This is a genomic window from Pseudomonas sp. CH61, assembly GCF_059429415.1.
In genome coordinates this window covers 5,749,780-5,774,936 of the sequence record NZ_CM182098.1, presented here as the reverse complement: position 1 = coordinate 5,774,936, position 25,157 = coordinate 5,749,780, and the positions used below count along the sequence as shown (strand labels likewise).

The following is a 25,157-nucleotide window of genomic DNA, read 5'->3' as shown; positions in this document are numbered from 1 at the left end:
CCGGTACTGGAGGTGAGTCAGGACTTCAGTCGGGAAAAGCGTCTGCTTACCCCCCGGCATTTCAAGGCAGTCTTTGACTCCCCTACCGGCAAGGTTCCGGGGAAAAATCTCCTGCTCCTTGCACGCAACAACGATCTCGATCACCCCCGTCTCGGGCTGGTTATCGGGAAAAAGAGCGTAAAGCTCTCCGTTGAGCGCAATCGCCTCAAACGTTTGATGCGCGAATCGTTCCGTCTGCACCAGGATTCACTGGTCGGCTGGGATATCGTTATCGTCGCGCGCAAAGGTCTGGGCGATGTAGAAAACCCCGAATTGATTCAGCATTTCGGCAAGCTCTGGAAGCGTCTGGCACGCAGCAAGCCAGTTCCAGAAGTCAAAACCGAAACTGTAGGGGTAGACAGTACCGATGCGTAAACTGGCCCTCGTTCCGATCCAGTTTTATCGCTATGCCATTAGTCCTTTGATGGCCAGTCACTGTCGTTTCTACCCCAGTTGTTCCTGCTACGCGTATGAAGCCATTGAAAATCATGGCCTTCTGCGCGGTGGCTGGCTGACCTTTCGTCGTTTAGGTCGCTGTCATCCGTGGAATCCCGGTGGTTATGACCCGGTTCCACCTATCCCTACCTCCCGTTCTTCTTCGATGGCCGAGTAATCATGGATATCAAACGCACGATCCTGATCGTCGCCCTGGCAATCGTGGCCTACGTTATGGTCCTTAAATGGAACCAGGACTATGGTCAGGCTGCCCTGCCGACTCAGAATGTTGCTTCCAGTACGACTACATCCGGTTTGCCGGACACCGCCACTGGCAATAATGCTGCCGCCAGTGACGATATTCCGCGCGCCGCTAGCGATACCAGCGCACCTGCCGAAACGCCGGTAGCCGCCAGCAAGGATCTGATCCAGATCAAAACCGATGTGCTCGATCTCGCGATCGATCCACAAGGTGGCGATGTCGCTCAACTGACCTTGCCTCTGTATCCGCGTCGTCAGGATCGTCCTGATGTCCCGTTCCAGCTGTTCGATAACGGCGGCGAACGTGTTTATCTGGCCCAAAGCGGTCTGATCGGCACCAACGGCCCGGATGCAAATCCGGCCGGTCGTCCGGTCTACTCCGCGGAGAAGAAGACTTATCAACTGGCTGACGGTCAGGACCAACTGGTCGTGGACCTGAAGTTCAGCAAGGACGGCGTCAATTACATCAAGCGTTTCACCCTGAAACGCGGCCTGTACGACGTAGCCGTTTCCTACATTGTGGATAACCAGAGCGCTCAGCCCTGGAACGGCGCAATGTTTGCTCAGTTGAAGCGCGACAACAGCGCTGATCCTTCGTCCACGACTGCTACTGGCACCGCGACTTACCTGGGCGCTGCCCTGTGGACAAGTTCGGAGCCGTACAAGAAAGTGTCCATGAAGGACATGGACAAGGCGCAACTGAAAGAAACCGTCACCGGTGGTTGGGTAGCCTGGCTGCAACACTACTTCGTGACCGCGTGGATTCCGGCCAAGGGCGAAAACAACATCGTCCAGACCCGTAAAGACAGCAAAGGCAACTACATCATCGGTTACACCGGTCCTACATTGACCGCTGCACCGGGTGCCAAAGTTGAAACCAGCGCTGTGCTGTACGCCGGTCCGAAAAGCCAGGCTGTACTGAAAGAGTTGTCCCCAGGTCTGGAACTGACCGTCGACTACGGCATTCTGTGGTTCATTGCCCAGCCAATCTTCTGGCTGCTGCAACACATCCACGCCATTGTCGGTAACTGGGGCTGGTCGATCATCTTCCTGACCATGCTGATCAAGGGTCTGTTCTTCCCTCTGTCGGCTGCCAGCTACAAATCGATGGCGCGCATGCGTGCCGTTGCACCGAAACTGGCTGCTCTGAAAGAGCAACATGGCGATGATCGGCAAAAAATGTCGCAAGCCATGATGGAGCTGTACAAGAAAGAGAAGATCAATCCGCTGGGTGGTTGCTTGCCGATCCTCGTGCAGATGCCGGTTTTCCTTTCGCTGTACTGGGTTCTGCTGGAAAGCGTGGAAATGCGCCAGGCGCCATTCATGCTGTGGATCACTGACCTGTCGATCAAGGATCCGTTCTTCATTCTGCCGATCATCATGGGCGCAACCATGTTCATCCAGCAGCAGCTGAACCCGACTCCTCCGGATCCGATGCAGGCGAAGGTCATGAAAATGATGCCAATCATCTTCACCTTCTTCTTCCTGTGGTTCCCTGCGGGTCTGGTGCTGTACTGGGTTGTGAACAACTGCCTGTCCATCACCCAACAGTGGTACATCACGCGTAAGATCGAACGGGCTACCAAAGCAGCCGCTTGATTTACACTGTGGATAACCACTCAAAACGCCCCCTAGTGGGGCGTTTTGCTATCTGTCATTTTTGTCTGGATTCCGGTTAATGAGCGTACCTCGTGAAACCATCGCCGCCGTTGCCACCGCTCAAGGTCGTGGTGGTGTGGGCATCGTCCGTATTTCCGGGCCGTTGGCCAGTGTCGCGGCAAAAGCGATCAGCGGCCGCGAACTGAAACCGCGTTACGCCCATTACGGGCCGTTTTTCAGCGATGACCAGCAAGTCCTCGATGAAGGTCTGGCGCTGTATTTCCCGGGGCCAAACTCGTTCACCGGCGAAGACGTGCTGGAACTGCAAGGCCACGGCGGCCCGATCGTTCTGGACATGTTGCTCAAGCGCTGCCTGGAACTGGGTTGCCGTTTGGCGCGTCCAGGTGAATTCAGCGAACGCGCCTTCCTCAATGACAAACTCGACCTGGCCCAGGCCGAGGCGATTGCCGATTTGATCGAAGCCAGTTCTGCACAGGCCGCGCGTAATGCTCTGCGTTCTCTGCAGGGTGCGTTTTCCCAGCGTGTGCATAACTTGACCGAACAGCTGATCGGTTTGCGTATCTACGTCGAAGCTGCCATCGACTTTCCGGAAGAAGAAATCGACTTCCTCGCCGATGGCCATGTGCTGAGCATGCTCGACAAAGTCCGTGATGAGTTATCCACAGTACTGCGCGAAGCCGGGCAGGGCGCGTTGTTGCGTGATGGCATGACCGTGGTGATTGCCGGGCGTCCGAATGCCGGTAAATCCAGCCTGCTGAATGCGTTGGCCGGTCGCGAAGCTGCAATCGTGACTGAGATTGCCGGCACCACGCGAGATATCCTGCGCGAACATATCCACATCGACGGCATGCCGCTGCACGTTGTCGATACTGCAGGTCTGCGTGATACCGATGATCATGTGGAAAAGATCGGCGTTGAACGGGCGTTGAAAGCCATTGGCGAGGCAGATCGGGTGTTGCTGGTGGTCGATGCAACCGCTCCGGAAGCACTTGATCCGTTTGCCCTGTGGCCTGAATTCCTCGAAACCCGGCCAGATCCGGCCAAAGTTACGTTGATCCGCAACAAGGCCGATCTAACGGGCGAAGCCATTGTTTTGGAAACCAGCGAAGACGGGCACGTGACGATCAGCCTCAGCGCCAAGTCGGCCGGTGAAGGTCTGGACTTGCTGCGCGATCATCTCAAGGCCTGCATGGGTTACGAGCAAACGTCGGAAAGCAGCTTCAGTGCACGTCGTCGGCATCTGGAAGCCTTGCGCCATGCCAGCGCTGCGCTGGAACACGGCCGCGCTCAGTTGACCCTGGCTGGTGCTGGCGAGTTACTGGCCGAAGATTTGCGTCAGGCCCAGCATTCTCTCGGCGAAATCACCGGGGCTTTCAGCTCTGATGATCTGCTGGGAAGAATCTTTTCCAGCTTTTGCATCGGCAAATAACAAAAAGGGGCTGTGGACAATTTATCCACAGCCCCTTTTTCATTTACCAGTTGTAGGAAACCGTACCGAGCAATGTGCGGTCCTCGCCCCAATAGCAACGGCCAGCATCGTTGCATCCCGACACATATTCCTTGTTGAACAGGTTTTTCGCGTTCAGGTCGACGCTCCAGTGCGTGTTGATCTGATAGCCGATCGCAGCATCCACCAACGTGACATCGCCGGCATCGAGCTTCCCGTACAGAGAAGGCGAGGTATAGGCGAAGGCACTGTCGAAGTAACGCACACCACCGCCGACGTACAGGCCTTTCAAGTCACCATCGAGGAATCGATATTTCGCCCAGACCGAAGCCTGATTACGTGGCACGCCGGTCATTTGATGGCCTTTGACCAATGACGTCGCGGCGTCCTTGGTGATGCGCGCATCGGTGTAGGTGTAGGCCGCCGTGACATTGAGGTTCGGGGTCAGGTTGCTGTTCAGTTCCAGTTCCACACCTTTGGAACGGCTTTCGCCGACCTGGCGATAGGTAGACGTGGTCGAGTCGAAGTAGGTGTCGTCCTTTTTGCGCAGGTCATACACCGACGCGGTGAACGCAGTATCCCAGCCGATCGGTTCGTACTTCAGGCCCACTTCGTATTGGCTGCTGGTGATCGGATCGAGCGGTGCGCCGGCATTGGAAATCTGCTGCACCGGTACGAACGAGGTGGAGTAGCTGACATACGGCGTCATGCCGTTGTCGAACTGGTACATCACGCCGCCTTGATAAGTGAATTTCTTGTCCTCGGAACTGATGTCGCTCGACTGGGCCACCTTGTCGCGAAAATCACTGTCGACCCAATCCTGACGGCCACCGAGCAGCAACAGCCAATGGTCGTACTTGCTCTGGATCTGTGCATAAACCCCTTTCATCTGTTGCTCAAGCAAGGTGTTTTGCACCGCAATCGGCGTGGTCGGGTCGCGCAGGTAAACCGGGTTATACACATCGATCGGTCCGACGATGCCGGCGTCCCAGTCCTGATTGAAAGAGGTGCGATCGTAGCTGGCGCCGAACAACACGGTGTTCTCCAGCTCACCGAGCTGGAATTTGCCTTCCAGTTGGTTATCCAGCGAATACACCATCGATTTGTTGTAGCGATCGTAAGCGGTCATGTTCAGACGCGTGCCGAACCCGGCGTTGTTGAGGTTGCCCGGCCAGGTTTCGTGACGGTTGATACGCGATTGCAGGTAGCGCGAGTTCTGGCGGAACTGCCAGTCGTCGTTGAATGAGTGGCTGAATTCGTAACCGGTGCTCCAGGTTTCCCGCTCGAAAGTGTTCCAGTCCGGGTCGCCGAGCATGGAGCCTTTGGATAACTTGCCGTTGGGGTTTGTCAGCAAAGTCCCGGCCGCCGGCAGGCCAAGTTCCATGTTGGTGTGATCCTTCTGGTAGTTGGCCAGCAGGGTCAGGGTGTTGAAGTCGTCGAAATTCAGGGTTAGCGAGGGGGCGATGTAAATGCGGTCATCCGGGACGTGATCGGTCTGGGTGTCGGCCTTGCGACCGAGCATGACGACGCGCCCGAGAATGTTGCCGCTGTCGTTGAGTGGCCCCGACACGTCGACGCCGATCTGCCGACGGTTGTTCGAGCCATAGCCCAGTTGCACTTCGCCTTGCGGTGCAGCGGTTGGCCGTTTGCTCACCAGATTGACCAGACCGCCGGGGGCGTTTTCGCCGTACAGCAGAGAAGACGGGCCGCGGAAAATCTCCACTCGCTCAAGACCGTAAGGCTCGGTACTGGTGTCATAGCGGTTGCCCTGTACGCGTAGTCCATCGCGCAACAGACCGTAGCCGTAATCGGTGGCGTTGAAACCGCGAATGTAGAACAGGTCCCCGGCGAGGCTGTCGCCGGCGGCGAACGGTGGGGCAAAGATCCCCGGGACGTAGCCGAGTACTTCAGTGAGTGTCTGAGATTTCTGATCTTTCATGCGTTGCGCGGTTACCACCGAAACCGAACGTGGCGTTTCCGACAACGGCGTACTGGTTTTCGTACCGATTCGGCTGTTCTGCGCTTTGTAGCCGACGTCAGCGGCGTAATCCAGATTCATCGGGTTAGCCAACTCACCGTTGATGTTGGTCGGGGCCAGCTCCAGTGAATCGCCGTTCGGCAGTGCCTGCAGAATGTAGCTGCCCGGCGCCTGCGGTACGGCTTGCAACCCCGAGCCTTGCAGCAGTTGGGCGAATCCCTGGTCGACGGTGAAGTTGCCGTTCAGCCCGGCGCTGCGCAAACGGCTGGTCTGCTGTGGCGAGAACGACAGAATCACATTCGCAGCCGAGGCGAACTGGCTCAAGGCATTGTCCAGCGGGCCGGCAACAATGGTGTAGCGCTGGGCAGCCGTCGCCGCGAAGGCGTTGTTGGTCATTACCAGGCAGGACGCGGCGCTGGTCATCAGTAGGCTGTAGGCAATGCAGTGATAGGAAAAACGCTGACGAATCGTGGGAAGACGCATGTGTGGATAAGCCCTGAAGGTGGCAAAAGAGCCGCGTTTATCGCGATTACCTGTAGGGCCGGATCAGGGCGAAAAAAGATAACCCTGTTTTCGATTTATTTTCCCCAGGTGAAATTTCGATCAAGCGTTGCGGCTGATCGAGACCCAGTAATGAGTGAAATAGCGCACGTTGATCGGCAGCGAAGCCTGAAGATTGGCCAGGACTGCATCGGTAGAATCGAGCCGGAAGGTGCCGGATACCCGCAGATCTCGCGCGCGGTCATCACAGTGCAAAACGCCGCGGCGATAGCGGCCCAATTCTTCAATGACATTGCCCAAGCGTGCGTTGAGCACGATCAATTGGCCGTTGGTCCATGCTACTTCCGTAGATTTGAAGGGGTGAATGAGCCTTATGTGTCGACGATCAAAATCGGCGCCTTCACCTGCGCTCAGAACAATTGCGGCTGTTGATAGATCGGCGGGCTGAACAATGACCCGGTCTTCCAGCACACCCACACGGGTAGCCCCCGATAACTGATGTACGGAAAACCGGGTGCCCAGTGCTTGAATCCGGCCATCCCGGGTTTCGACGAAAAAGGGCCGTTGATCGCCAAGCTTTCCGGTTTGAATGAGGATCTCGCCGGAGCGCAGGCGAATCAGCCGCTGTGCCGGGTCGAAAGACACGTCGATGGCAGTGTCGGTGTTGAGCTGAATCTGGCTGCCATCCGCCAATGTGATATTGCGACGCTGACCAACGCCGGTTTTATAGTCGGCCCAGACATTCCCCAAGGATGTGTGTTGCTGAACATTCCAGCCAACGAACCCAGCCCCCGCAGCGAGCAGCAACAATTTCAGCACCTGGCGTCGTTGCTGTCCGGTATTCAGGGCGCGACGTTTCAAATCCGGCGGCAACGTACCGAGGTGGCGCTGCAGTTGTTCAATCTGGTTCCATGCCGCCAGATGCGCTGGATCACTGTCGATCCACAGCTGCCAGGCTTTCTGTTCGGCGAGCGTCGGCGGTTCTGCCTGAAGCTGCACATACCAGCTGGCGGCCGCTTCGAAAACCTGACGGTTGGGTGCGGTGGCCATCAATGCTGCGCCATGATCAGCGCACATTCCGTCAGGGCGCGGATCATGTGTTTCTTCACCGTGGTCAGCGAAACCTTTAACTGCAGAGCAATCTGTTGATAAGTCAGGCCATCGATCTGAGAGAGCATGAAGATCTGTTGGCTTCTGGCGCCAAGGCCGGCCAAAGCTTTATCCACAGCGACCAGGGTCTCAATGATCAGCGCCTTGTCTTCCTCGCTGATGGCGGTGGCTTCCGGTCGAGCTGCGAGGGTCTGCAAATACGCGGCTTCGATAGCCTGTCTGCGATAACGATCAATCACCAGGCCGCGTGCAATTGTCGCCAGATAGTCCCGTGGCTCGCGAATCTGCGCGGCATTGCGGGCCGCCAGAATCCGCACAAACGTGTCATGCGCCACATCGGCGGCATCGCAGGCGTCATGCAATTTTCCCTTGAGCCATCCATATAGCCACGAATGATGTTGCTCGTAGATTTGCTCAATCGCAGCAGTGTGGGCGGGTAGGGGCATAGGGAAAACTGATGAGTTAATGATAATGCCTATTATTAGCCCCTGTTACGTTCTCTCACAATAGTCCCCGCACTTCCCTCCATCGGCTTCTTTGTCGCCAGCGAACCCTCGCTGGCGTTTTTTTTGCGCTCTGAAAAAGCCGTTGCGTCGTTTTTCTGTGGATTAAGCCCTGTGAATAACTGCCACTAAGGGCAGTTGATAACAGGGCCTGAAAACTGGACATAACCCCGTCTGTGGATAACCACCCATTTCATCCACAGGCTTACACCGGTTATCCAAGGGCCTCATTGGCACATGAGCACAGGGTTTTGAAACTCTGTACACATTGAATATAAAGGCCTGTAGCAATCTATCCACAGAAAGTATGCTCAGTAAGAATAAACATAAAAACAAAGGTTTTATAAATTTCTCTCTTTTTTATTCTTTTAACCTCGAGTTCTCCACAGCTGGTTAAATTTTGTGCAAAGGGTTCTTTAGGAAGGGCGAAGTCCCTATACTTGTCGACCAGGTCCAAAAACCTGATCTCAAACTATTCCTGAATTACCTACTTAAGCAGGCACGAGGTGCGTGGTGGATTTCCCTTCCCGTTTTGAAGTGATCGTCATCGGCGGCGGTCATGCCGGTACCGAGGCAGCACTGGCCTCAGCACGTATGGGGGCAAAAACCCTGTTGCTGACGCATAACGTGGAAACCCTCGGTGCCATGAGCTGCAACCCGGCCATCGGTGGCATTGGCAAAAGCCATCTGGTCAAGGAAATCGATGCCCTCGGCGGCGCGATGGCCACCGCTACCGATTTGGGTGGCATCCAGTTTCGCGTGTTGAACAGCCGCAAAGGCCCAGCCGTGCGTGCAACCCGTGCGCAAGCTGACCGGATTCTGTACAAAGCCGCTGTCCGCGAAATTCTGGAAAATCAGCCGAACCTGTGGATATTCCAACAAGCCGCTGACGACCTGATCGTCGAGCAGGAACAAGTCCGTGGTGTTGTCACGCAAATGGGTCTGCGCTTTTTCGCCGATTCCGTGGTGCTGACCACCGGTACGTTCCTCGGCGGACTTATCCACATCGGTTTGCAGAATTTTTCCGGCGGTCGCGCCGGTGATCCGCCGTCGATTGCCCTGGCTCACCGTTTGCGTGAACTGCCACTGCGTGTCGGTCGCCTGAAAACCGGCACACCGCCGCGTATCGACGGCAAGTCTGTGGATTTCTCGGTAATGACCGAGCAACCCGGCGATACACCGATTCCGGTGATGTCGTTCATGGGCAACAAACAACAGCATCCACGCCAGGTCAGCTGCTGGATTACTCACACCAACGCCCGCACCCACGAAATCATCGCGGCGAACCTCGATCGTTCGCCGATGTATTCCGCTGCCGGCGAGATCGAAGGCATTGGCCCGCGCTATTGCCCGTCGATCGAAGACAAGATCCACCGCTTTGCCGACAAGGAAAGCCATCAGGTGTTTATCGAACCGGAAGGTTTGACCACCCATGAGCTGTACCCGAACGGGATATCCACAAGCTTGCCGTTCGACGTGCAATTGCAGATCGTGCAATCGATCCGCGGCATGGAAAACGCGCACATCGTGCGTCCGGGTTATGCGATCGAATACGACTACTTCGATCCGCGCGACCTGAAGTACAGCCTGGAAACCAAAGTCATCGGCGGTCTGTTCTTCGCCGGGCAAATCAACGGCACCACCGGTTACGAAGAAGCCGGCGCCCAGGGGTTGCTCGCCGGCGCCAACGCCGCACTGCGCGCCAAGGGCAAAGAAGCCTGGTGCCCGCGTCGCGATGAAGCGTACATCGGCGTGTTGGTCGACGACCTGATCACCCTCGGCACCCAAGAGCCGTACCGCATGTTCACTTCCCGTGCCGAGTACCGCCTGATCCTGCGTGAGGACAACGCCGACCTGCGTCTGACCGAAAAAGGTCGCGAGCTCGGTCTGGTCGATGACGCGCGTTGGGCGGCCTTCTGCAAGAAACGCGAAAGCATTGAGCTGGAAGAGCAACGCCTGAAAAGCACCTGGGTTCGCCCGAATACGCAGCAGGGCGATGCGATTGCCGAAAAGTTCGGTACGCCACTGACTCACGAATACAACTTGCTCAACCTCTTGAGCCGTCCGGAAATCGACTACGCTGGTCTGGTCGAAGTGACCGGCAACGGCGCCGAAGATCCACAGGTCGCCGAGCAGGTTGAAATCAAGACCAAGTACGCCGGTTACATCGACCGTCAACAGGACGAAATTGCCCGTCTGCGCGCCAGTGAAGACACGAAATTGCCTGTGGATATCGATTACACCAACATTTCCGGTCTCTCCAAGGAGATCCAGAGCAAGCTCGGCGCGACTCGTCCAGAGACGCTGGGCCAGGCTTCACGGATCCCGGGTGTGACCCCGGCAGCGATTTCGCTGTTGATGATTCATTTGAAAAAACGCGGCGCGGGCCGTCAGTTGGAGCAAAGCGCTTGAGTTCTAAGGTCACTTCGCAACACGCCGAAGAGTTATCCACAGGAGCCCGCGAGCTCGGTGTCAATCTCACTGAAACCCAGCACGAATTGCTGCTGGGTTATCTGGCCCTGTTGATCAAATGGAACCAGGCCTACAACCTGACTGCGGTGCGCGATCCGGACGAAATGGTGTCGCGACACTTGCTCGATAGTCTCAGCGTGATGTCGTTCATCGAAAACGGCCGCTGGCTCGACGTCGGCAGTGGTGGCGGCATGCCGGGGATCCCGTTGGCGATCCTCTATCCCGACTCGCAAGTGACCTGCCTGGACAGCAACGGCAAGAAAACCCGCTTCCTGACCCAGGTCAAACTCGAACTCAAACTGGATAACCTGCAAGTTATCCACAGTCGTGTCGAAGCCTTCCAGCCTGCGCAACCGTTCAATGGGATCATTTCCCGGGCGTTCAGCAGCATGGAGAACTTCACCAACTGGACTCGCCACCTCGGCGATGCCGATACACGCTGGCTGGCAATGAAGGGCGTTCATCCGGCCGATGAGCTGGTAGCATTGCCGGCAGACTTCAAACTCGATAGCGAACACGCCCTGGCCGTACCCGGTTGCCAAGGCCAACGCCATCTGCTGATACTGCGCCGCACGGCATGATTGGGAACACAAGCAAGAATGGCTAAGGTATTCGCGATAGCGAACCAAAAGGGTGGTGTGGGCAAGACCACCACCTGCATCAACCTCGCAGCATCCCTGGTCGCGACCAAGCGCCGGGTGCTGTTGATCGATCTCGATCCACAGGGCAACGCCACCATGGGTAGCGGTGTGGATAAACACGGCCTGGAAAATTCGGTCTATGACCTGCTGATCGGCGAATGCGATCTGGCCCAGGCCATGCACTATTCCGAACATGGCGGTTACCAACTGCTGCCAGCCAACCGCGATTTGACGGCGGCCGAAGTCGTGCTGCTGGAAATGCAGATGAAGGAAAGCCGTCTGCGCAGCGCGTTGGCGCCGATCCGCGAAAACTACGATTACATTCTGATCGACTGCCCGCCGTCGCTGTCGATGCTCACGCTGAACGCTTTGGTGGCAGCCGATGGGGTGATTATCCCCATGCAGTGCGAATACTTTGCGCTCGAAGGTTTGAGCGACCTTGTGGATAACATCAAGCGCATCGCCGAATTGTTGAACCCGAACCTGAAAGTCGAAGGCCTGCTGCGGACCATGTATGACCCGCGCCTGAGCCTGATGAACGACGTTTCGGCGCAACTCAAGGAACACTTCGGCGAGCAGCTCTACGATACGGTGATCCCGCGCAACATCCGCCTGGCCGAAGCGCCGAGCTACGGCATGCCGGCGCTGGCCTACGACAAGCAATCGCGCGGCGCCCTGGCTTATCTGGCCCTGGCCGGCGAGATGGTTCGTCGTCAGCGCAAAAACTCACGCATCGCCGCCGCTCAGGCAACTTAAGGAATCCCCATGGCCGTCAAGAAACGAGGTCTCGGACGTGGACTGGATGCACTGCTGAGTGGTCCGACCGTCAGCGCGCTGGAAGAACAAGCGGCGCAAGCTGACACCCGCGAACTGCAGCACTTGCCGTTGGATCTGCTGCAGCGCGGTAAATACCAGCCGCGCCGGGATATGGATCCGCAGGCGCTGGAAGAACTGGCAGCGTCGATCAAGGCGCAAGGCGTGATGCAGCCGATCGTGGTGCGCCCGATTGGCGGTGGCCGCTTCGAGATCATCGCTGGTGAACGTCGCTGGCGCGCGAGTCAGCAAGCCGGGCAGGAAACCATCCCGGCGATGGTCCGCGATGTGCCGGATGAAACCGCGATCGCCATCGCGCTGATCGAGAACATCCAGCGCGAAGACCTCAACCCGATCGAAGAAGCGGTGGCCCTGCAGCGTTTGCAGCAGGAATTCCAGCTGACTCAGCAACAAGTTGCCGAGGCTGTGGGTAAGTCCCGCGTCACTGTGGCTAACCTGTTGCGCCTTATTGCACTGCCGGAAGTCATCAAGACCATGCTGTCCCACGGCGACCTGGAAATGGGCCATGCCCGTGCTTTGCTCGGTCTGCCGGACAATCAGCAGGTTGAAGGGGCGCGACATGTTGTCGCACGTGGTCTCACCGTGCGCCAAACCGAGGCACTGGTTCGCCAGTGGTTGAGTGGCAAACCGGAGCCTGTGGAAGCGAGCAAACCCGACCCGGATATTGCTCGTCTCGAACAGCGTCTGGCCGAGCGCCTAGGCTCTGCGGTGCAGATTCGCCACGGCAAGAAGGGAAAGGGGCAGTTGGTGATCGGTTACAACTCCCTCGATGAGCTTCAAGGTGTGCTCGCACACATCCGCTGAAACATTTCCTCATGTAGCGCGCAGTCGGAAATCACTACCTGACAGTTGAATAGGGGCAGAACCGCCCCTATACTCTGCGCGCATTTTGTCGGCACAAATTATGCCAAGTTATTGAATTCTGGCAGCCGACCATTGGAGAGCAAACGTGATGGAAACCCGCAAGCCAAACCGCCTGCCGTTCCATCGCCTGGCGGTTTTTCCGGTGTTGATGGCTCAATTTGTCATTTTGCTGATTGCCGCTTTGGCGCTCTGGCAATGGCATGGAGTCGTTGCCGGATACTCGGGACTTTGCGGAGGCCTGATAGCCTTGCTGCCCAATGTTTATTTTGCTCACAAGGCATTTCGGTTTTCCGGCGCCCGAGCAGCCCAGTCCATCGTCCGGTCATTTTATGCCGGCGAGGCAGGCAAACTGATTTTGACGGCAGTGCTCTTTGCACTGGTGTTTGCAGGTGTGAAGCCACTGGCGCCGATAGCAGTATTCGGCGTGTTCGTGCTGACTCAGTCGGTCAGCTGGTTCGCTCCCCTGCTGATGAGAACAAGACTTTCGAGACCTTAGGGCGTTTGAGGCAACCATGGCAGAAACAACCGCTTCGGGCTATATCCAGCACCACTTGCAGAACCTGACCTTCGGTCAGCTACCTAACGGCGGCTGGGGCTTTGCCCATACCGCAGCAGAGGCCAAAGAAATGGGCTTCTGGGCTTTCCACGTCGATACTCTCGGCTGGTCGGTCGCGTTGGGTCTGATCTTCGTTCTTCTTTTCCGCATGGCGGCAAAGAAAGCGACTTCGGGTCAGCCGGGTGCTTTGCAGAACTTCGTTGAAGTATTGGTCGAATTCGTCGATGGCAGCGTGAAAGACAGCTTCCATGGCCGTAGCCCGGTCATTGCACCGCTGGCACTGACCATCTTCGTCTGGGTGTTCCTGATGAACGCCGTCGACCTGGTACCGGTCGACTGGATTCCTCAACTGGCCATCCTGATCTCCGGTGACCACCACATCCCGTTCCGCGCCGTGTCGACTACCGACCCGAACGCGACCCTGGGCATGGCGTTCTCGGTTTTCGCACTGATCATTTTCTACAGCATCAAGGTCAAGGGCTTCGGCGGCTTCATCGGCGAACTGACCCTGCACCCGTTCGGCAGCAAGAACATTTTCGTTCAAGCCCTGCTGATCCCGGTGAACTTCCTGCTGGAATTCGTGACCCTGATCGCCAAGCCGATCTCTCTGGCTCTGCGTCTATTCGGCAACATGTATGCCGGCGAGCTGGTGTTCATTCTGATCGCTGTGATGTTCGGCAGCGGCCTGCTCTGGCTGAGCGGCCTGGGCGTTGTTCTGCAGTGGGCGTGGGCTGTGTTCCACATCCTGATCATCACGCTGCAGGCGTTCATCTTCATGATGCTGACCATCGTCTACCTGTCGATGGCGCACGAAGAAAACCATTAAGGCCAGTCTCGACTAGTCTGATGTCCTTCCCGGTCAAACGGGAAGGGGCTCTTCACAGGGCACCTGAAACGATTTGTTTTACCGCTTTAATCTAAAAAACCTAAACCATACGACGTAAAAGTCGGGAGGAAAGATGGAAACTGTAGTTGGTCTAACCGCTATCGCTGTTGCACTGTTGATCGGCCTGGGCGCACTGGGTACCGCAATTGGTTTCGGCCTGCTGGGCGGCAAGTTCCTGGAAGGCGCAGCGCGTCAGCCAGAAATGGTTCCAATGCTGCAAGTTAAAATGTTCATCGTTGCCGGTCTGCTCGACGCCGTAACCATGATCGGTGTTGGTATCGCTCTGTTCTTCACCTTTGCGAACCCGTTCGTTGGTCAGATCGCTGGCTAATTACCCGGATTCTTCCGAGTAATTTGATGTGATGGACAACGTAACTGCGAGGTGTTGGCGTGAACATTAATGCGACCCTGATTGGCCAGTCCGTTGCGTTCCTGATTTTTGTACTGTTCTGCATGAAGTATGTATGGCCTCCGGTCATCGCTGCTCTGCACGAACGTCAAAAGAAGATCGCTGATGGTCTGGACGCTGCCAGCCGTGCAGCTCGCGACCTGGAGTTGGCCCAAGAAAAAGCGGGTCAGCAACTGCGCGAAGCGAAAGCTCAGGCAGCTGAAATCATCGAGCAAGCCAAGAAACGCGGTAACCAGATTGTCGAAGAGGCCGTTGAAAAGGCCCGTGTCGACGCTGACCGTGTGAAGGTTCAGGCTCAAGCCGAGATCGAACAGGAACTGAACAGTGTCAAAGACAAGCTGCGCGCCCAAGTGGGTTTGCTGGCTGTCGGCGGCGCCGAGAAGATCCTGGGTGCCACAATCGATCAAAACGCGCACGCAGAGCTGGTTAACCAACTGGCTGCTGAAATCTAAGCGAGGGCGATCATGGCAGAACTGACCACGTTGGCCCGACCTTACGCTAAGGCGGCCTTCGAGCACGCTCAGGCCCACCAGCAACTGGCCAATTGGTCAGCCATGCTCGGCCTGGCTGCAGCGGTGTCACAAGATGACACCATGCAGCGCGTGCTCAAGGCCCCGCGACTGACGAGCGCAGAAAAGGCCGCCACGTTTATTGACGTGTGCGGCGACAAGTTTGATGCCAAGGCACAGAACTTCATCAATGTCGTTGCCGAAAACGACCGTCTCCCGCTTCTGCCGGAGATTGCCGCTCTTTTCGACCTGTACAAGGCCGAACAAGAGAAGTCGGTAGACGTTGAAGTGACCAGTGCTTTTGCATTGAACCAAGAACAGCAAGACAAACTCGCCAAGGTTCTCAGTGCACGACTCAACCGGGAAGTGCGCCTGCAAGTTGCGGAGGATGCTGCCCTTATAGGTGGTGTCGTCATCCGCGCCGGCGACCTGGTTATCGATGGCTCGATTCGCGGCAAAATCGCGAAACTTGCCGAAGCATTGAAATCTTGAGTTTGAAGGGGCAGCAGAGCAATGCAGCAACTCAATCCTTCCGAAATAAGTGAAATTATCAAGGGCCGCATCGACAAGCTCGATGTGACCTCCCAAGCCCGTAACGAAGGCACTGTCGTCAGCGTATCTGACGGCATCGTGCGGATTCACGGTCTGGCCGACGTCATGTACGGCGAGATGATCGAGTTTCCGGGCGGCGTCTACGGTATGGCCCTCAACCTGGAGCAAGACTCCGTAGGTGCCGTTGTACTGGGCGCTTACCAGTCTCTGGCTGAAGGCATGAGCGCCAAGTGCACCGGCCGCATCCTAGAAGTTCCGGTTGGTAAGGAACTGCTGGGTCGCGTAGTCGACGCACTGGGTAACCCTGTTGACGGCAAAGGTCCACTGGGCAACACCGAGACCGACGCGGTCGAGAAAGTTGCTCCAGGCGTGATCTGGCGTAAGTCGGTAGACCAGCCTGTACAGACTGGCTACAAGGCAGTCGATGCCATGATCCCTGTCGGCCGTGGCCAGCGTGAGCTGATCATCGGTGACCGTCAGATCGGTAAAACCGCTCTGGCGATCGACGCGATCATCAACCAGAAAGACAGCGGCATTTTCTGCGTCTACGTAGCTATTGGTCAGAAACAATCGACCATCGCCAACGTGGTTCGCAAGCTGGAAGAAAACGGCGCCCTGGCCAACACGATCATCGTGGCTGCCAGTGCTTCGGAATCTCCTGCGCTGCAATTCCTGGCACCGTACTCCGGTTGCACCATGGGTGAATTCTTCCGCGACCGCGGTGAAGACGCGCTGATCGTTTATGACGATCTGTCCAAGCAAGCAGTGGCTTACCGCCAGATTTCCCTGCTGCTGCGCCGTCCACCAGGCCGTGAAGCTTATCCAGGCGACGTGTTCTATCTCCACTCCCGTCTGCTGGAGCGCGCATCCCGCGTTTCGGAAGAATACGTAGAGAAGTTCACCAACGGCGCAGTGACCGGCAAAACCGGTTCCCTGACCGCACTGCCGATCATCGAAACCCAGGCTGGCGACGTTTCCGCGTTCGTTCCGACCAACGTGATTTCCATCACCGACGGTCAGATCTTCCTGGAATCGGCCATGTTCAACTCGGGCATCCGCCCTGCAGTGAACGCCGGTGTTTCGGTATCCCGTGTGGGTGGTGCCGCTCAGACCAAGATCATCAAGAAGCTGTCCGGTGGTATCCGTACCGCTCTGGCTCAGTACCGTGAACTGGCGGCATTCGCCCAGTTCGCTTCTGACCTGGACGAAGCGACCCGTAAGCAACTTGAGCATGGTCAGCGCGTTACCGAGCTGATGAAGCAGAAGCAATACGCACCAATGTCGATCGCTGACATGGCGCTGTCGCTGTATGCCGCTGAGCGTGGGTTCCTGACTGACATTGAAATCGCCAAGATCGGCAGCTTCGAACAAGCGCTGATTGCTTTCTTCAACCGCGATCACGCCGATTTGATGGCCAAGATCAACGTTAAAGGTGACTTCAATGACGAAATCGACGCTGGCATGAAAGCCGGTATCGAGAAGTTCAAGGCCACCCAAACCTGGTAAGCCGCAGCGGGAGCCGCGAGGCTCCCGCTTGCTAACCTGATAGGTGTTACATGGCAGGCGCAAAAGAGATTCGCAGTAAGATTGCGAGCATCAAAAGCACGCAAAAGATTACCAGCGCCATGGAAAAAGTGGCGGTCAGCAAAATGCGCAAGGCACAAATGCGCATGGCTGCTAGCCGTCCTTATGCGGAGCGTATCCGCCAGGTTATTGGGCATCTGGCCAACGCCAACCCGGAATACCGCCACCCGTTCATGATCGACCGCGAAATCAAGCGCGTTGGTTATGTTGTGGTGAGCAGTGACCGTGGTCTGTGCGGCGGCTTGAATACCAACCTGTTCAAGGCCCTGGTCAAGGACATGGCGGTAAACCGCGAAAACGGCGTCGAGATTGATCTGTGTGTCGTTGGTAGCAAGGGTGCGGCCTTTTTCCGCAACTTCGGCGGTAACGTCGTTGCAGCTATCAGCCACCTGGGTGAAGAGCCGTCGATCAATGACTTGATCGGCAGCGTCAAGGTGATGCTGGATGCCTACCTGGACGGCCGTATTGACCGCCTGTCCGTGGTGTCCAACAAGTTCATCAACACCATGACGCAACAGCCTACCGTGGAGCAATTGATTCCACTGGTGGCCACCCCGGATCAGGATCTCAAACACCACTGGGACTATCTCTACGAACCGGATGCCAAAGAGCTGCTTGACGGCTTGATGGTCCGCTACGTTGAGTCGCAGGTCTACCAGGCGGTGGTCGAGAACAACGCGGCTGAACAAGCTGCGCGGATGATCGCGATGAAGAACGCTACCGACAACGCCGGTGATTTGATCAGCGATTTGCAGCTGATCTACAACAAGGCGCGTCAGGCTGCGATCACCCAAGAGATCTCGGAAATCGTCGGCGGCGCTGCCGCGGTTTAACGGTTCAAATATTCAGAGGATCCAGCTATGAGTAGCGGACGTATCGTTCAAATCATCGGCGCCGTTATCGACGTGGAATTTCCACGCGACAGCGTACCGAGCATCTACAACGCTTTGAAAGTCAAAAGCGATGCCGGCACCACTCTGGAAGTTCAGCAGCAGCTGGGCGACGGCGTGGTTCGTACCATTGCGATGGGTTCCACCGAGGGCTTGAAGCGCGGTCTGGAAGTTACCGACTCTGGCGCAGCCATCTCCGTACCGGTCGGTAAAGCGACCCTGGGCCGGATCATGGACGTCCTCGGTAACCCGATCGACGAAGCTGGCCCGATCGACACCGAAGAGCGTTGGGGCATTCACCGCCCAGCACCTTCGTTCGCTGAACAGGCAGGCGGCAACGACCTGCTGGAAACCGGCATCAAGGTTATCGACCTGGTTTGCCCGTTTGCCAAAGGCGGTAAAGTCGGTCTGTTCGGTGGTGCCGGTGTAGGCAAAACCGTAAACATGATGGAATTGATCCGTAACATCGCCATCGAGCACAGCGGTTATTCCGTGTTCGCCGGTGTGGGTGAGCGTACTCGTGAGGGTAACGACTTCTACCACGAGATGAAGGATTCCAACGTTCTGGACAAAGTGGCACTGGTTTACGGTCAGATGAACGAGCCGCCGGGTAACCGTCTGCGCGTAGCACTGACCGGCCTGACCATGGCCGAGAAGTTCCGTGACGAAGGTAACGACGTTCTGCTGTTCGTCGACAACATCTATCGTTACACCCTGGCCGGTACTGAAGTATCCGCACTGCTGGGCCGTATGCCTTCGGCAGTAGGTTACCAGCCGACCCTGGCTGAAGAGATGGGCGTTCTGCAAGAACGTATCACTTCGACCAAGGAAGGTTCGATCACCTCGATCCAAGCGGTATACGTACCTGCGGATGACTTGACCGACCCATCGCCAGCGACCACCTTCGCCCACTTGGACGCCACCGTCGTTCTGTCCCGTGACATCGCTTCCCTGGGTATCTACCCAGCGGTAGATCCACTGGATTCGACTTCGCGCCAGCTGGACCCGAACGTAATCGGCCAGGACCACTACGACACCGCTCGCGGCGTTCAGTACGTTCTGCAACGTTACAAAGAGCTGAAGGACATCATCGCGATCCTGGGTATGGACGAGCTGTCGGAAGCCGACAAGCAGTTGGTAAACCGTGCTCGTAAGATCCAGCGCTTCTTGTCGCAGCCGTTCTTCGTGGCTGAAGTCTTCACCGGTGCTTCGGGTAAATACGTTTCCCTGAAAGACACCATTGCTGGCTTCAAAGGCATCCTCAACGGTGACTACGACCACCTGCCAGAACAAGCGTTCTACATGGTTGGCGGCATCGAAGAAGCGATCGAGAAAGCCAAGAAACTGTAATCCCGGCGCCCGGCAACGGGCGCTAATTTAGGTTGAGGCAATCAGATGGCTATGACAGTCCATTGCGATATCGTCAGCGCGGAAGGGGAAATCTTTTCCGGCCTGGTCGAGATGGTGATTGCGCACGGTGCACTGGGTGATCTTGGTATCGCTCTGGGTCACGCGCCGCTGATCACTAATCTGAAGCCAGGTCCGATCCGCCTGATCAAGCAAGGCGGGGAACCCGAGGTGTTTTACATCTCCGGTGGTTTCCTCGAGGTTCAGCCGAACATGGTCAAAGTGCTTGCCGATACCGTGCAACGTGCCGCCGACCTGGATGAAGCTCAGGCTCAAGCAGCTCTCAAGGCTGCCGAGCATGCTCTGCATGAAAAAGGCGCTGATTTCGACTACAGCGCTGCGTCAGCACGTCTGGCCGAGGCTGCAGCTCAGCTGCGCACCGTCCAGCAGATCCGCAAGAAGTTTGGCGGTTAATCCGTCAGCCGCTTGTTGTGCGATTGATAAAAAAGGGTAGCCTCGGCTACCCTTTTTTCTTTTCCGAATTCCCGAAACCTGGTCGCAGTTGCTGACCACCCAGGATTGGTAGCCAGTCATGTCTCTTGAAATCGTTATCCTCGCGGCCGGTCAAGGCACTCGTATGCGTTCGGCACTGCCGAAGGTTCTGCATCCGATTGCCGGCAATTCCATGTTGGGCCATGTTATCCACAGCGCCCGACAACTCGATCCACAACGCATTCATGTGGTGATCGGCCATGGCGCGGATGTGGTGCGTGAACGCCTGGCCGCTGAGGATCTGAATTTCGTCCTGCAGGACAAGCAGCTCGGCACCGGCCACGCCACTGCGCAAGCGGTGCCGTTCATTACTGCCGACACCGTGCTGATCCTCTACGGTGACGTGCCGCTGATCGAAGTCGAAACCCTGCAACGGCTGCTCAAGCATGTCGTGCCGGGGCAGATGGGTTTGCTCACCGTCGAGCTGGACGACCCGACCGGTTATGGCCGCATCGTGCGCGATGCAGACGGTAAGGTCGCAGCCATCGTTGAGCACAAAGACGCCAGCGAAGCGCAGCGCGCGATCACCGAAGGCAACACCGGCATTCTCGCCGTGCCGGCCAATCGTCTGGCCGACTGGATGAGTCGTCTGTCAAACAACAATGCCCAAGGCGAGTACTACCTGACCGATGTGATCGAAATGGCGGTCAGCGATGGCCTGGTTGTCGCCACCGAACAACCGCATGATCCAATGGAAGTGCAGGGCGCCAACGATCGCAAGCAATTGTCAGAGCTGGAGCGCCATTACCAGTTGCGCGCCGGTCGGCGGTTGATGGCGCAAGGCGTCACCTTGCGGGATCCGGCACGTTTCGATGTGCGTGGCGAAGTCACCGTGGGTCGTGACGTGCTGATCGACATCAACGTGATCCTCGAAGGCAATGTGGTCATCGAAGACGACGTAGTCATCGGCCCGAATTGTGTGATCAAGGACAGCACCCTGCGCAAAGGCGTGGTGATCAAGGCCAACTCGCACATTGAGGGTGCCGTTCTGGGCGAGGGCAGCGATGCCGGCCCGTTTGCGCGTCTGCGTCCGGGTACCGTGCTTGAAGCGCGTGCGCATGTGGGTAACTTTGTTGAATTGAAAAACGCCCACATGGGCGAAGGCGCCAAGGCCGGTCACCTCACGTATCTGGGCGATGCCGAAATCGGTGCGCGCACCAACATTGGCGCTGGCACCATCACCTGCAACTACGACGGCGCCAACAAGTGGAAAACCGTGTTGGGTGCGGATGTGTTCATCGGCTCCAATAATTCGTTGGTCGCGCCTGTGGATATCTCTGCCGGTGCAACCACGGCGGCCGGCTCGACCATCACGCAGAATGTGGATAACGCGCAGTTGGCCGTGGGCCGAGCGCGGCAGAGAAATATCGACGGTTGGAAACGGCCGGAGAAGATCAAGAAGAGCTGAGTTATCCACAGCGGCTTTTTGAAGATCAAAAGATCGCAGCCTTCGCAGCTCCTATGGGGACTGTGGGGGTTGCGGTTTTTTTTGGGCGACCGCTTGACGATTTAGAGCCGATAGGTTTTGATTGCTTACGTTATCTTTCGAAACGAAACTTAAGCCGCCATGTCGAAACGCAACACGCCACAACGTCGTCACAACATTCTCGCCTTGCTCAACGAGCAGGGCGAAGTCAGTGTGGATGAACTGGCCAAGCGCTTCGAAACCTCCGAAGTTACGATTCGCAAGGATCTCGCTGCGCTGGAAAGTCATGGCCTGTTGCTGCGCCGCTACGGCGGGGCGATCACCATGCCGCAGGAACTGGTCGCGGAAACCGCGCAGAGCGTTTCCAAGTACAAACAGGCGATTGCCCGCGCTGCGGTGAAACGCATCCGCGAACACGCGCGCATCATCATCGACAGCGGCAGCACCACCGCCGCGATGATCCCGGAACTTGGCCAACAGCCGGGTCTGGTGGTGATGACCAATTCCCTGCACGTCGCCAACGCCTTGAGCGAACTCGAGCACGAACCGGTGCTGTTGATGACCGGCGGCACCTGGGATCCGCATTCGGAATCCTTTCAGGGCCAGGTCGCTGAGCAAGTACTACGCTCTTACGACTTCGACCAGTTGTTCATCGGCGCCGATGGCATCGACCTGGTGCGTGGCACCACGACCTTCAATGAGCTACTCGGTTTGAGCCGGGTCATGGCTGACGTGGCGCGGGAAGTCATCGTCATGGTCGAGGCCGACAAGATCGGTCGCAAGATTCCCAATCTGGAACTGCCGTGGAGCAGCGTCCATACCCTCATTACCGATGATCGCCTGCCTATCGAAGCGCGCGATCAGATACAGGCCCGCGGTATCACCGTGATTTGCGCGGCTGTCAGTCAGGAGAAATAAGCATGTGTGGAATTGTCGGCGCAGTTGCTGAACGTAATATCACCGCCATCCTGCTCGAAGGCCTCAAGCGCCTTGAATACCGCGGCTATGACAGCGCCGGTGTCGCGGTCTTCACCAACGACGAAACCCTCGAGCGCATGCGTCGCCCGGGTAAAGTCAGCGAGCTCGAAGCGGCGCTGGCCGAACACCCGTTGGTGGGTCGTCTGGGCATTGCCCACACCCGTTGGGCGACTCACGGCGCGCCGTGCGAACGCAACGCTCACCCGCATTTCTCCGGCGACATCGCCGTGGTGCACAACGGCATCATCGAAAACCACGAAGCCCTGCGCGAACAACTGAAAGCGCTGGGTTACGTGTTTACTTCGGATACCGACACCGAAGTCATCGCCCACCTGCTCAGCCACAAACTCAAGGACCAGCCAGACCTGAGCGTTGCGCTTAAAGCGACGGTCAAGGAACTGCACGGTGCTTACGGCCTGGCCGTGATCAATGCCAAGCAGCCGGATCGTCTGGTCGCCGCGCGCAGCGGTAGCCCACTGGTGATCGGTCTGGGTCTGGGCGAGAACTTCCTCGCGTCTGACCAGTTGGCGCTGCGTCAGGTCACCGACCGCTTCATGTACCTGGAAGAAGGCGATATCGCCGAAATTCGCCGCGATAACGTGCAGATCTGGGACATCAACGGCAATGCCGTCGAGCGCCAGACCGTGCAGTACAGCGACGGTGCCGAAGCTGCCGACAAAGGTGAATACCGCCACTACATGCTCAAGGAAATCCACGAGCAACCGGCCGTTGTACAACGCACCCTCGAAGGTCGCCTGAGCAATGATCAGGTTCTGGTGCAAGCGTTCGGCCCACAAGCCGCCGAGCTGTTCGCCAAAGTGCGCAATGTACAAATCGTCGCCTGCGGTACCAGTTATCACGCCGGCATGGTTGCCCGTTACTGGCTGGAAGAACTGGCCGGGATCCCGTGTCAGGTCGAAGTCGCCAGCGAATTCCGCTACCGCAAAGTCGTAGTGCAGCCAGACACCTTGTTCGTGACCATTTCCCAGTCCGGCGAAACCGCCGACACCCTGGCGGCCCTGCGCAATGCCAAAGAGCTGGGTTTCCTCGCCAGCCTGGCCATCTGCAACGTCGGCATCAGTTCGCTGGTGCGCGAGTCCGACCTGACCCTCCTGACCCAGGCCGGTCGCGAAATCGGCGTGGCCTCGACCAAAGCCTTCACCACGCAATTGGTCGGCTTGTTGCTGCTGACCCTGTCGCTGGGTCAAGTGCGCGGCACGCTAGGCAAAGGCGTTGAAGCCACGCTAGTCGAAGAACTGCGTCGCCTGCCAAACCGTCTCGGTGAAGCATTGGCGATGGACAGTACCGTGGAAAAAATCGCCGAGCTGTTCGCCGAGAAAAACCACACCCTGTTCCTCGGTCGTGGTGCGCAATTCCCGGTGGCGATGGAAGGTGCCCTGAAACTCAAGGAAATCTCCTACATCCACGCCGAAGCCTACCCGGCCGGCGAGCTGAAACACGGCCCGCTGGCGCTTGTGGATAACGACATGCCGGTGGTTACCGTGGCGCCGAACAACGAACTGCTGGAAAAGCTCAAATCCAACCTGCAGGAAGTCCGCGCCCGTGGCGGCGAACTGATCGTGTTCGCCGACGAAAAAGCCGGCATGACCAACGGCGAAGGCACCCACGTGGTGCAGATGCCGCATATCCACGACATCCTCTCACCGATCCTCTACACGGTTCCGCTGCAGTTGCTGTCGTACTACGTCGCGGTGCTCAAGGGCACGGACGTCGATCAGCCGCGTAACCTGGCGAAGTCGGTGACGGTGGAATAAGTTATCCACAGCTGACCTACGCACAAAAAAATCGCAGCTTCGGCTGCGATTTTTTTTGCGAAGAACAATTTGATGCAGTCGGTTTTTGTGAGCTTTAGGATGTATGTGATCTTTTAACGGTTTTATCTGCTTGATTTATCGTCCTATAAATCATAGATTGCTGATGAATGGTGATTTTCGTGATGATTTGGAGATGATGTGGCGATATTGATTGATGGACCGAATGCGGACTTTGCCAGTCGTCTGATCGGTAAGCGTGGAGAAAAAGGCCTTACTCAACAGGATTTGGGCGCATTGGTTGGTATAGATAAGCGAACCATTTCACAATATGAAAACGGCCATAGCTTCCCACGGGCAGAGACCATCCGGCGCCTTGCAGCGAGCCTGGAAGTAGATGCAACTTGGCTCGCAACGGGAAACTCGGTAGATGACCACAAGTTTTTTGCTGAGCGACGGCGTAATGTTCGCGATCAAGGTTTGAAGGTTGATGTATCGCTAGTGTTCATTGAGGACTGGAAAACACTTTCGTCGGGATCGGTTCGAATGCCAATCTTCAATGCAGAGGGTAAGTACGGACCGAAAAGTGCAGACATTCATGCCTTCGTTCCTGTGATCAAGACTTTTTTTGATCAGCACAGGGCAACCGTTTTTCCCGGCGCGTTGCCATACCTCACCCAGTACCCTGGCGGATCTGTGTTGATTTTCGACGCAGCACTAACGGCGGTCGAAGATATTGATAGTGGAAGTGATGTGATCTACCGGTATCGTGGCGAGGAAAATGCGCCTGGGCTGCGGCGTTTAGCCAAGGAACCCGGTCAGAGTGAGGCTGTCTTGATGCCTCTTGACCCTGCGATGCCCCAAGGCCCAATTGCTCTGGATCCGCTGGACATCGAGATTCTGGGCACTGTAATCAGTCATATCATTCGCCGATCTCCTGATATCCCTGCGTATTGAATAATTGGTAAGGCCAGAACTAATTCCATAAATG

24 protein-coding genes are annotated in these 25,157 nt (G+C 56.9%); 21 read left to right on the top strand and 3 right to left on the bottom strand.

The features are described from left to right. Window positions 1–12 precede the first annotated feature (12 nt). From rnpA to mnmE, 4 genes are all read left to right on the top strand, one after another. Complete coding sequence (rnpA, locus tag AC5SEM_RS26060) at window positions 13–414, top strand: ribonuclease P protein component (protein ID WP_016984072.1); 402 nt, start codon at window positions 13–15, stop codon at window positions 412–414. Continuing rightward, entirely contained in the window at window positions 407–652 is a 246-nt protein-coding gene (gene yidD, locus AC5SEM_RS26055) for a membrane protein insertion efficiency factor YidD (RefSeq protein WP_010465488.1), read from the top strand. The genes rnpA and yidD overlap by 8 nt, the downstream gene beginning before the upstream one ends. A gap of 2 nt (window positions 653–654) precedes the next feature. Next, entirely contained in the window at window positions 655–2,334 is a 1,680-nt protein-coding gene (gene yidC, locus AC5SEM_RS26050; protein WP_123593439.1) for a membrane protein insertase YidC, read from the top strand. A 79-nt stretch (window positions 2,335–2,413) separates the two neighbouring features. Continuing rightward, the gene (gene mnmE / locus AC5SEM_RS26045) at window positions 2,414–3,784 is read left to right on the top strand and encodes a tRNA uridine-5-carboxymethylaminomethyl(34) synthesis GTPase MnmE (protein ID WP_034152189.1); all 1,371 of its coding nucleotides are present in this window, start codon (window positions 2,414–2,416) and stop codon (window positions 3,782–3,784) included. Between the two features lie 43 nt (window positions 3,785–3,827). On the opposite strand, the gene AC5SEM_RS26040 is transcribed toward mnmE, so the two are convergent. The 3 genes from AC5SEM_RS26040 to AC5SEM_RS26030 all read right to left on the bottom strand — a co-directional run bounded on the left by AC5SEM_RS26040 (window position 3,828) and on the right by AC5SEM_RS26030 (window position 7,837). Next, window positions 3,828–6,263, bottom strand: a complete 2,436-nt coding sequence (locus tag AC5SEM_RS26040; protein ID WP_495471581.1) for a TonB-dependent siderophore receptor — start codon at window positions 6,261–6,263, stop codon at window positions 3,828–3,830. A gap of 120 nt (window positions 6,264–6,383) precedes the next feature. After that, on the bottom strand, window positions 6,384–7,331 hold the full coding sequence (locus AC5SEM_RS26035; RefSeq protein WP_495471580.1) for a FecR domain-containing protein: 948 nt from the start codon (window positions 7,329–7,331) through the stop codon (window positions 6,384–6,386). Further along, window positions 7,331–7,837, bottom strand: coding sequence for a sigma-70 family RNA polymerase sigma factor (locus AC5SEM_RS26030; RefSeq protein ID WP_077575156.1), 507 nt, complete (start codon window positions 7,835–7,837; stop codon window positions 7,331–7,333). The genes AC5SEM_RS26035 and AC5SEM_RS26030 overlap by 1 nt, the downstream gene beginning before the upstream one ends. Before the next feature lie 570 nt (window positions 7,838–8,407). Between AC5SEM_RS26030 and mnmG the strand changes: the two genes are divergently transcribed. From mnmG to AC5SEM_RS25945, 17 genes are all read left to right on the top strand, one after another. Further along, window positions 8,408–10,306, top strand: a complete 1,899-nt coding sequence (mnmG, locus tag AC5SEM_RS26025) for a tRNA uridine-5-carboxymethylaminomethyl(34) synthesis enzyme MnmG (protein WP_495471579.1) — start codon at window positions 8,408–8,410, stop codon at window positions 10,304–10,306. Continuing rightward, window positions 10,303–10,947, top strand: coding sequence for a 16S rRNA (guanine(527)-N(7))-methyltransferase RsmG (rsmG, locus tag AC5SEM_RS26020; protein WP_007911906.1), 645 nt, complete (start codon window positions 10,303–10,305; stop codon window positions 10,945–10,947). The genes mnmG and rsmG overlap by 4 nt, the downstream gene beginning before the upstream one ends. 18 nt (window positions 10,948–10,965) lie before the next feature. Continuing rightward, window positions 10,966–11,763: a ParA family protein gene (locus AC5SEM_RS26015; RefSeq protein ID WP_007911909.1), complete on the top strand. Its 798-nt coding sequence runs from the start codon at window positions 10,966–10,968 to the stop codon at window positions 11,761–11,763. Between the two features lie 9 nt (window positions 11,764–11,772). Next, entirely contained in the window at window positions 11,773–12,645 is an 873-nt protein-coding gene (locus tag AC5SEM_RS26010; RefSeq protein ID WP_116028606.1) for a ParB/RepB/Spo0J family partition protein, read from the top strand. Window positions 12,646–12,793: 148 nt separating this feature from the next. After that, window positions 12,794–13,201, top strand: a complete 408-nt coding sequence (locus tag AC5SEM_RS26005) for a F0F1 ATP synthase subunit I (protein ID WP_008084411.1) — start codon at window positions 12,794–12,796, stop codon at window positions 13,199–13,201. A 16-nt stretch (window positions 13,202–13,217) separates the two neighbouring features. Next, window positions 13,218–14,087, top strand: coding sequence for a F0F1 ATP synthase subunit A (gene atpB / locus AC5SEM_RS26000; protein ID WP_007911917.1), 870 nt, complete (start codon window positions 13,218–13,220; stop codon window positions 14,085–14,087). A 133-nt stretch (window positions 14,088–14,220) separates the two neighbouring features. Next, window positions 14,221–14,478 (top strand): F0F1 ATP synthase subunit C, encoded by a 258-nt coding sequence (gene atpE / locus AC5SEM_RS25995; RefSeq protein WP_003097235.1) that lies wholly within the window; start codon window positions 14,221–14,223, stop codon window positions 14,476–14,478. A 59-nt stretch (window positions 14,479–14,537) separates the two neighbouring features. Continuing rightward, the gene (locus AC5SEM_RS25990) at window positions 14,538–15,008 is read left to right on the top strand and encodes a F0F1 ATP synthase subunit B (RefSeq protein WP_003229781.1); all 471 of its coding nucleotides are present in this window, start codon (window positions 14,538–14,540) and stop codon (window positions 15,006–15,008) included. Between the two features lie 12 nt (window positions 15,009–15,020). Next, a complete protein-coding gene (locus AC5SEM_RS25985) occupies window positions 15,021–15,557 on the top strand; it encodes a F0F1 ATP synthase subunit delta (RefSeq protein ID WP_007911956.1) in 537 nt (178 codons plus the stop codon). A gap of 21 nt (window positions 15,558–15,578) precedes the next feature. Next, window positions 15,579–17,123 (top strand): F0F1 ATP synthase subunit alpha, encoded by a 1,545-nt coding sequence (gene atpA, locus AC5SEM_RS25980; RefSeq protein WP_016984064.1) that lies wholly within the window; start codon window positions 15,579–15,581, stop codon window positions 17,121–17,123. Between the two features lie 50 nt (window positions 17,124–17,173). Beyond that, on the top strand, window positions 17,174–18,034 hold the full coding sequence (atpG, locus tag AC5SEM_RS25975) for a F0F1 ATP synthase subunit gamma (RefSeq protein WP_007911960.1): 861 nt from the start codon (window positions 17,174–17,176) through the stop codon (window positions 18,032–18,034). Window positions 18,035–18,061: 27 nt separating this feature from the next. Continuing rightward, window positions 18,062–19,441, top strand: coding sequence for a F0F1 ATP synthase subunit beta (gene atpD / locus AC5SEM_RS25970; RefSeq protein WP_016984062.1), 1,380 nt, complete (start codon window positions 18,062–18,064; stop codon window positions 19,439–19,441). 45 nt (window positions 19,442–19,486) lie between these two features. Then, window positions 19,487–19,912 carry a F0F1 ATP synthase subunit epsilon gene (locus AC5SEM_RS25965; protein WP_007911962.1) on the top strand — a complete coding sequence of 142 codons (426 nt, stop codon included), beginning with the start codon at window positions 19,487–19,489 and terminating at the stop codon, window positions 19,910–19,912. 118 nt (window positions 19,913–20,030) lie between these two features. Continuing rightward, window positions 20,031–21,398, top strand: coding sequence for a bifunctional UDP-N-acetylglucosamine diphosphorylase/glucosamine-1-phosphate N-acetyltransferase GlmU (gene glmU / locus AC5SEM_RS25960; protein ID WP_077575153.1), 1,368 nt, complete (start codon window positions 20,031–20,033; stop codon window positions 21,396–21,398). A 159-nt stretch (window positions 21,399–21,557) separates the two neighbouring features. Continuing rightward, window positions 21,558–22,334 (top strand): DeoR/GlpR family DNA-binding transcription regulator, encoded by a 777-nt coding sequence (locus tag AC5SEM_RS25955; protein WP_495471578.1) that lies wholly within the window; start codon window positions 21,558–21,560, stop codon window positions 22,332–22,334. A 2-nt stretch (window positions 22,335–22,336) separates the two neighbouring features. After that, window positions 22,337–24,169, top strand: coding sequence for a glutamine--fructose-6-phosphate transaminase (isomerizing) (gene glmS, locus AC5SEM_RS25950; RefSeq protein ID WP_495471577.1), 1,833 nt, complete (start codon window positions 22,337–22,339; stop codon window positions 24,167–24,169). A gap of 198 nt (window positions 24,170–24,367) precedes the next feature. Then, entirely contained in the window at window positions 24,368–25,123 is a 756-nt protein-coding gene (locus AC5SEM_RS25945; protein ID WP_495471576.1) for a helix-turn-helix domain-containing protein, read from the top strand. The last annotated feature ends 34 nt before the right edge of the window (window positions 25,124–25,157 follow it).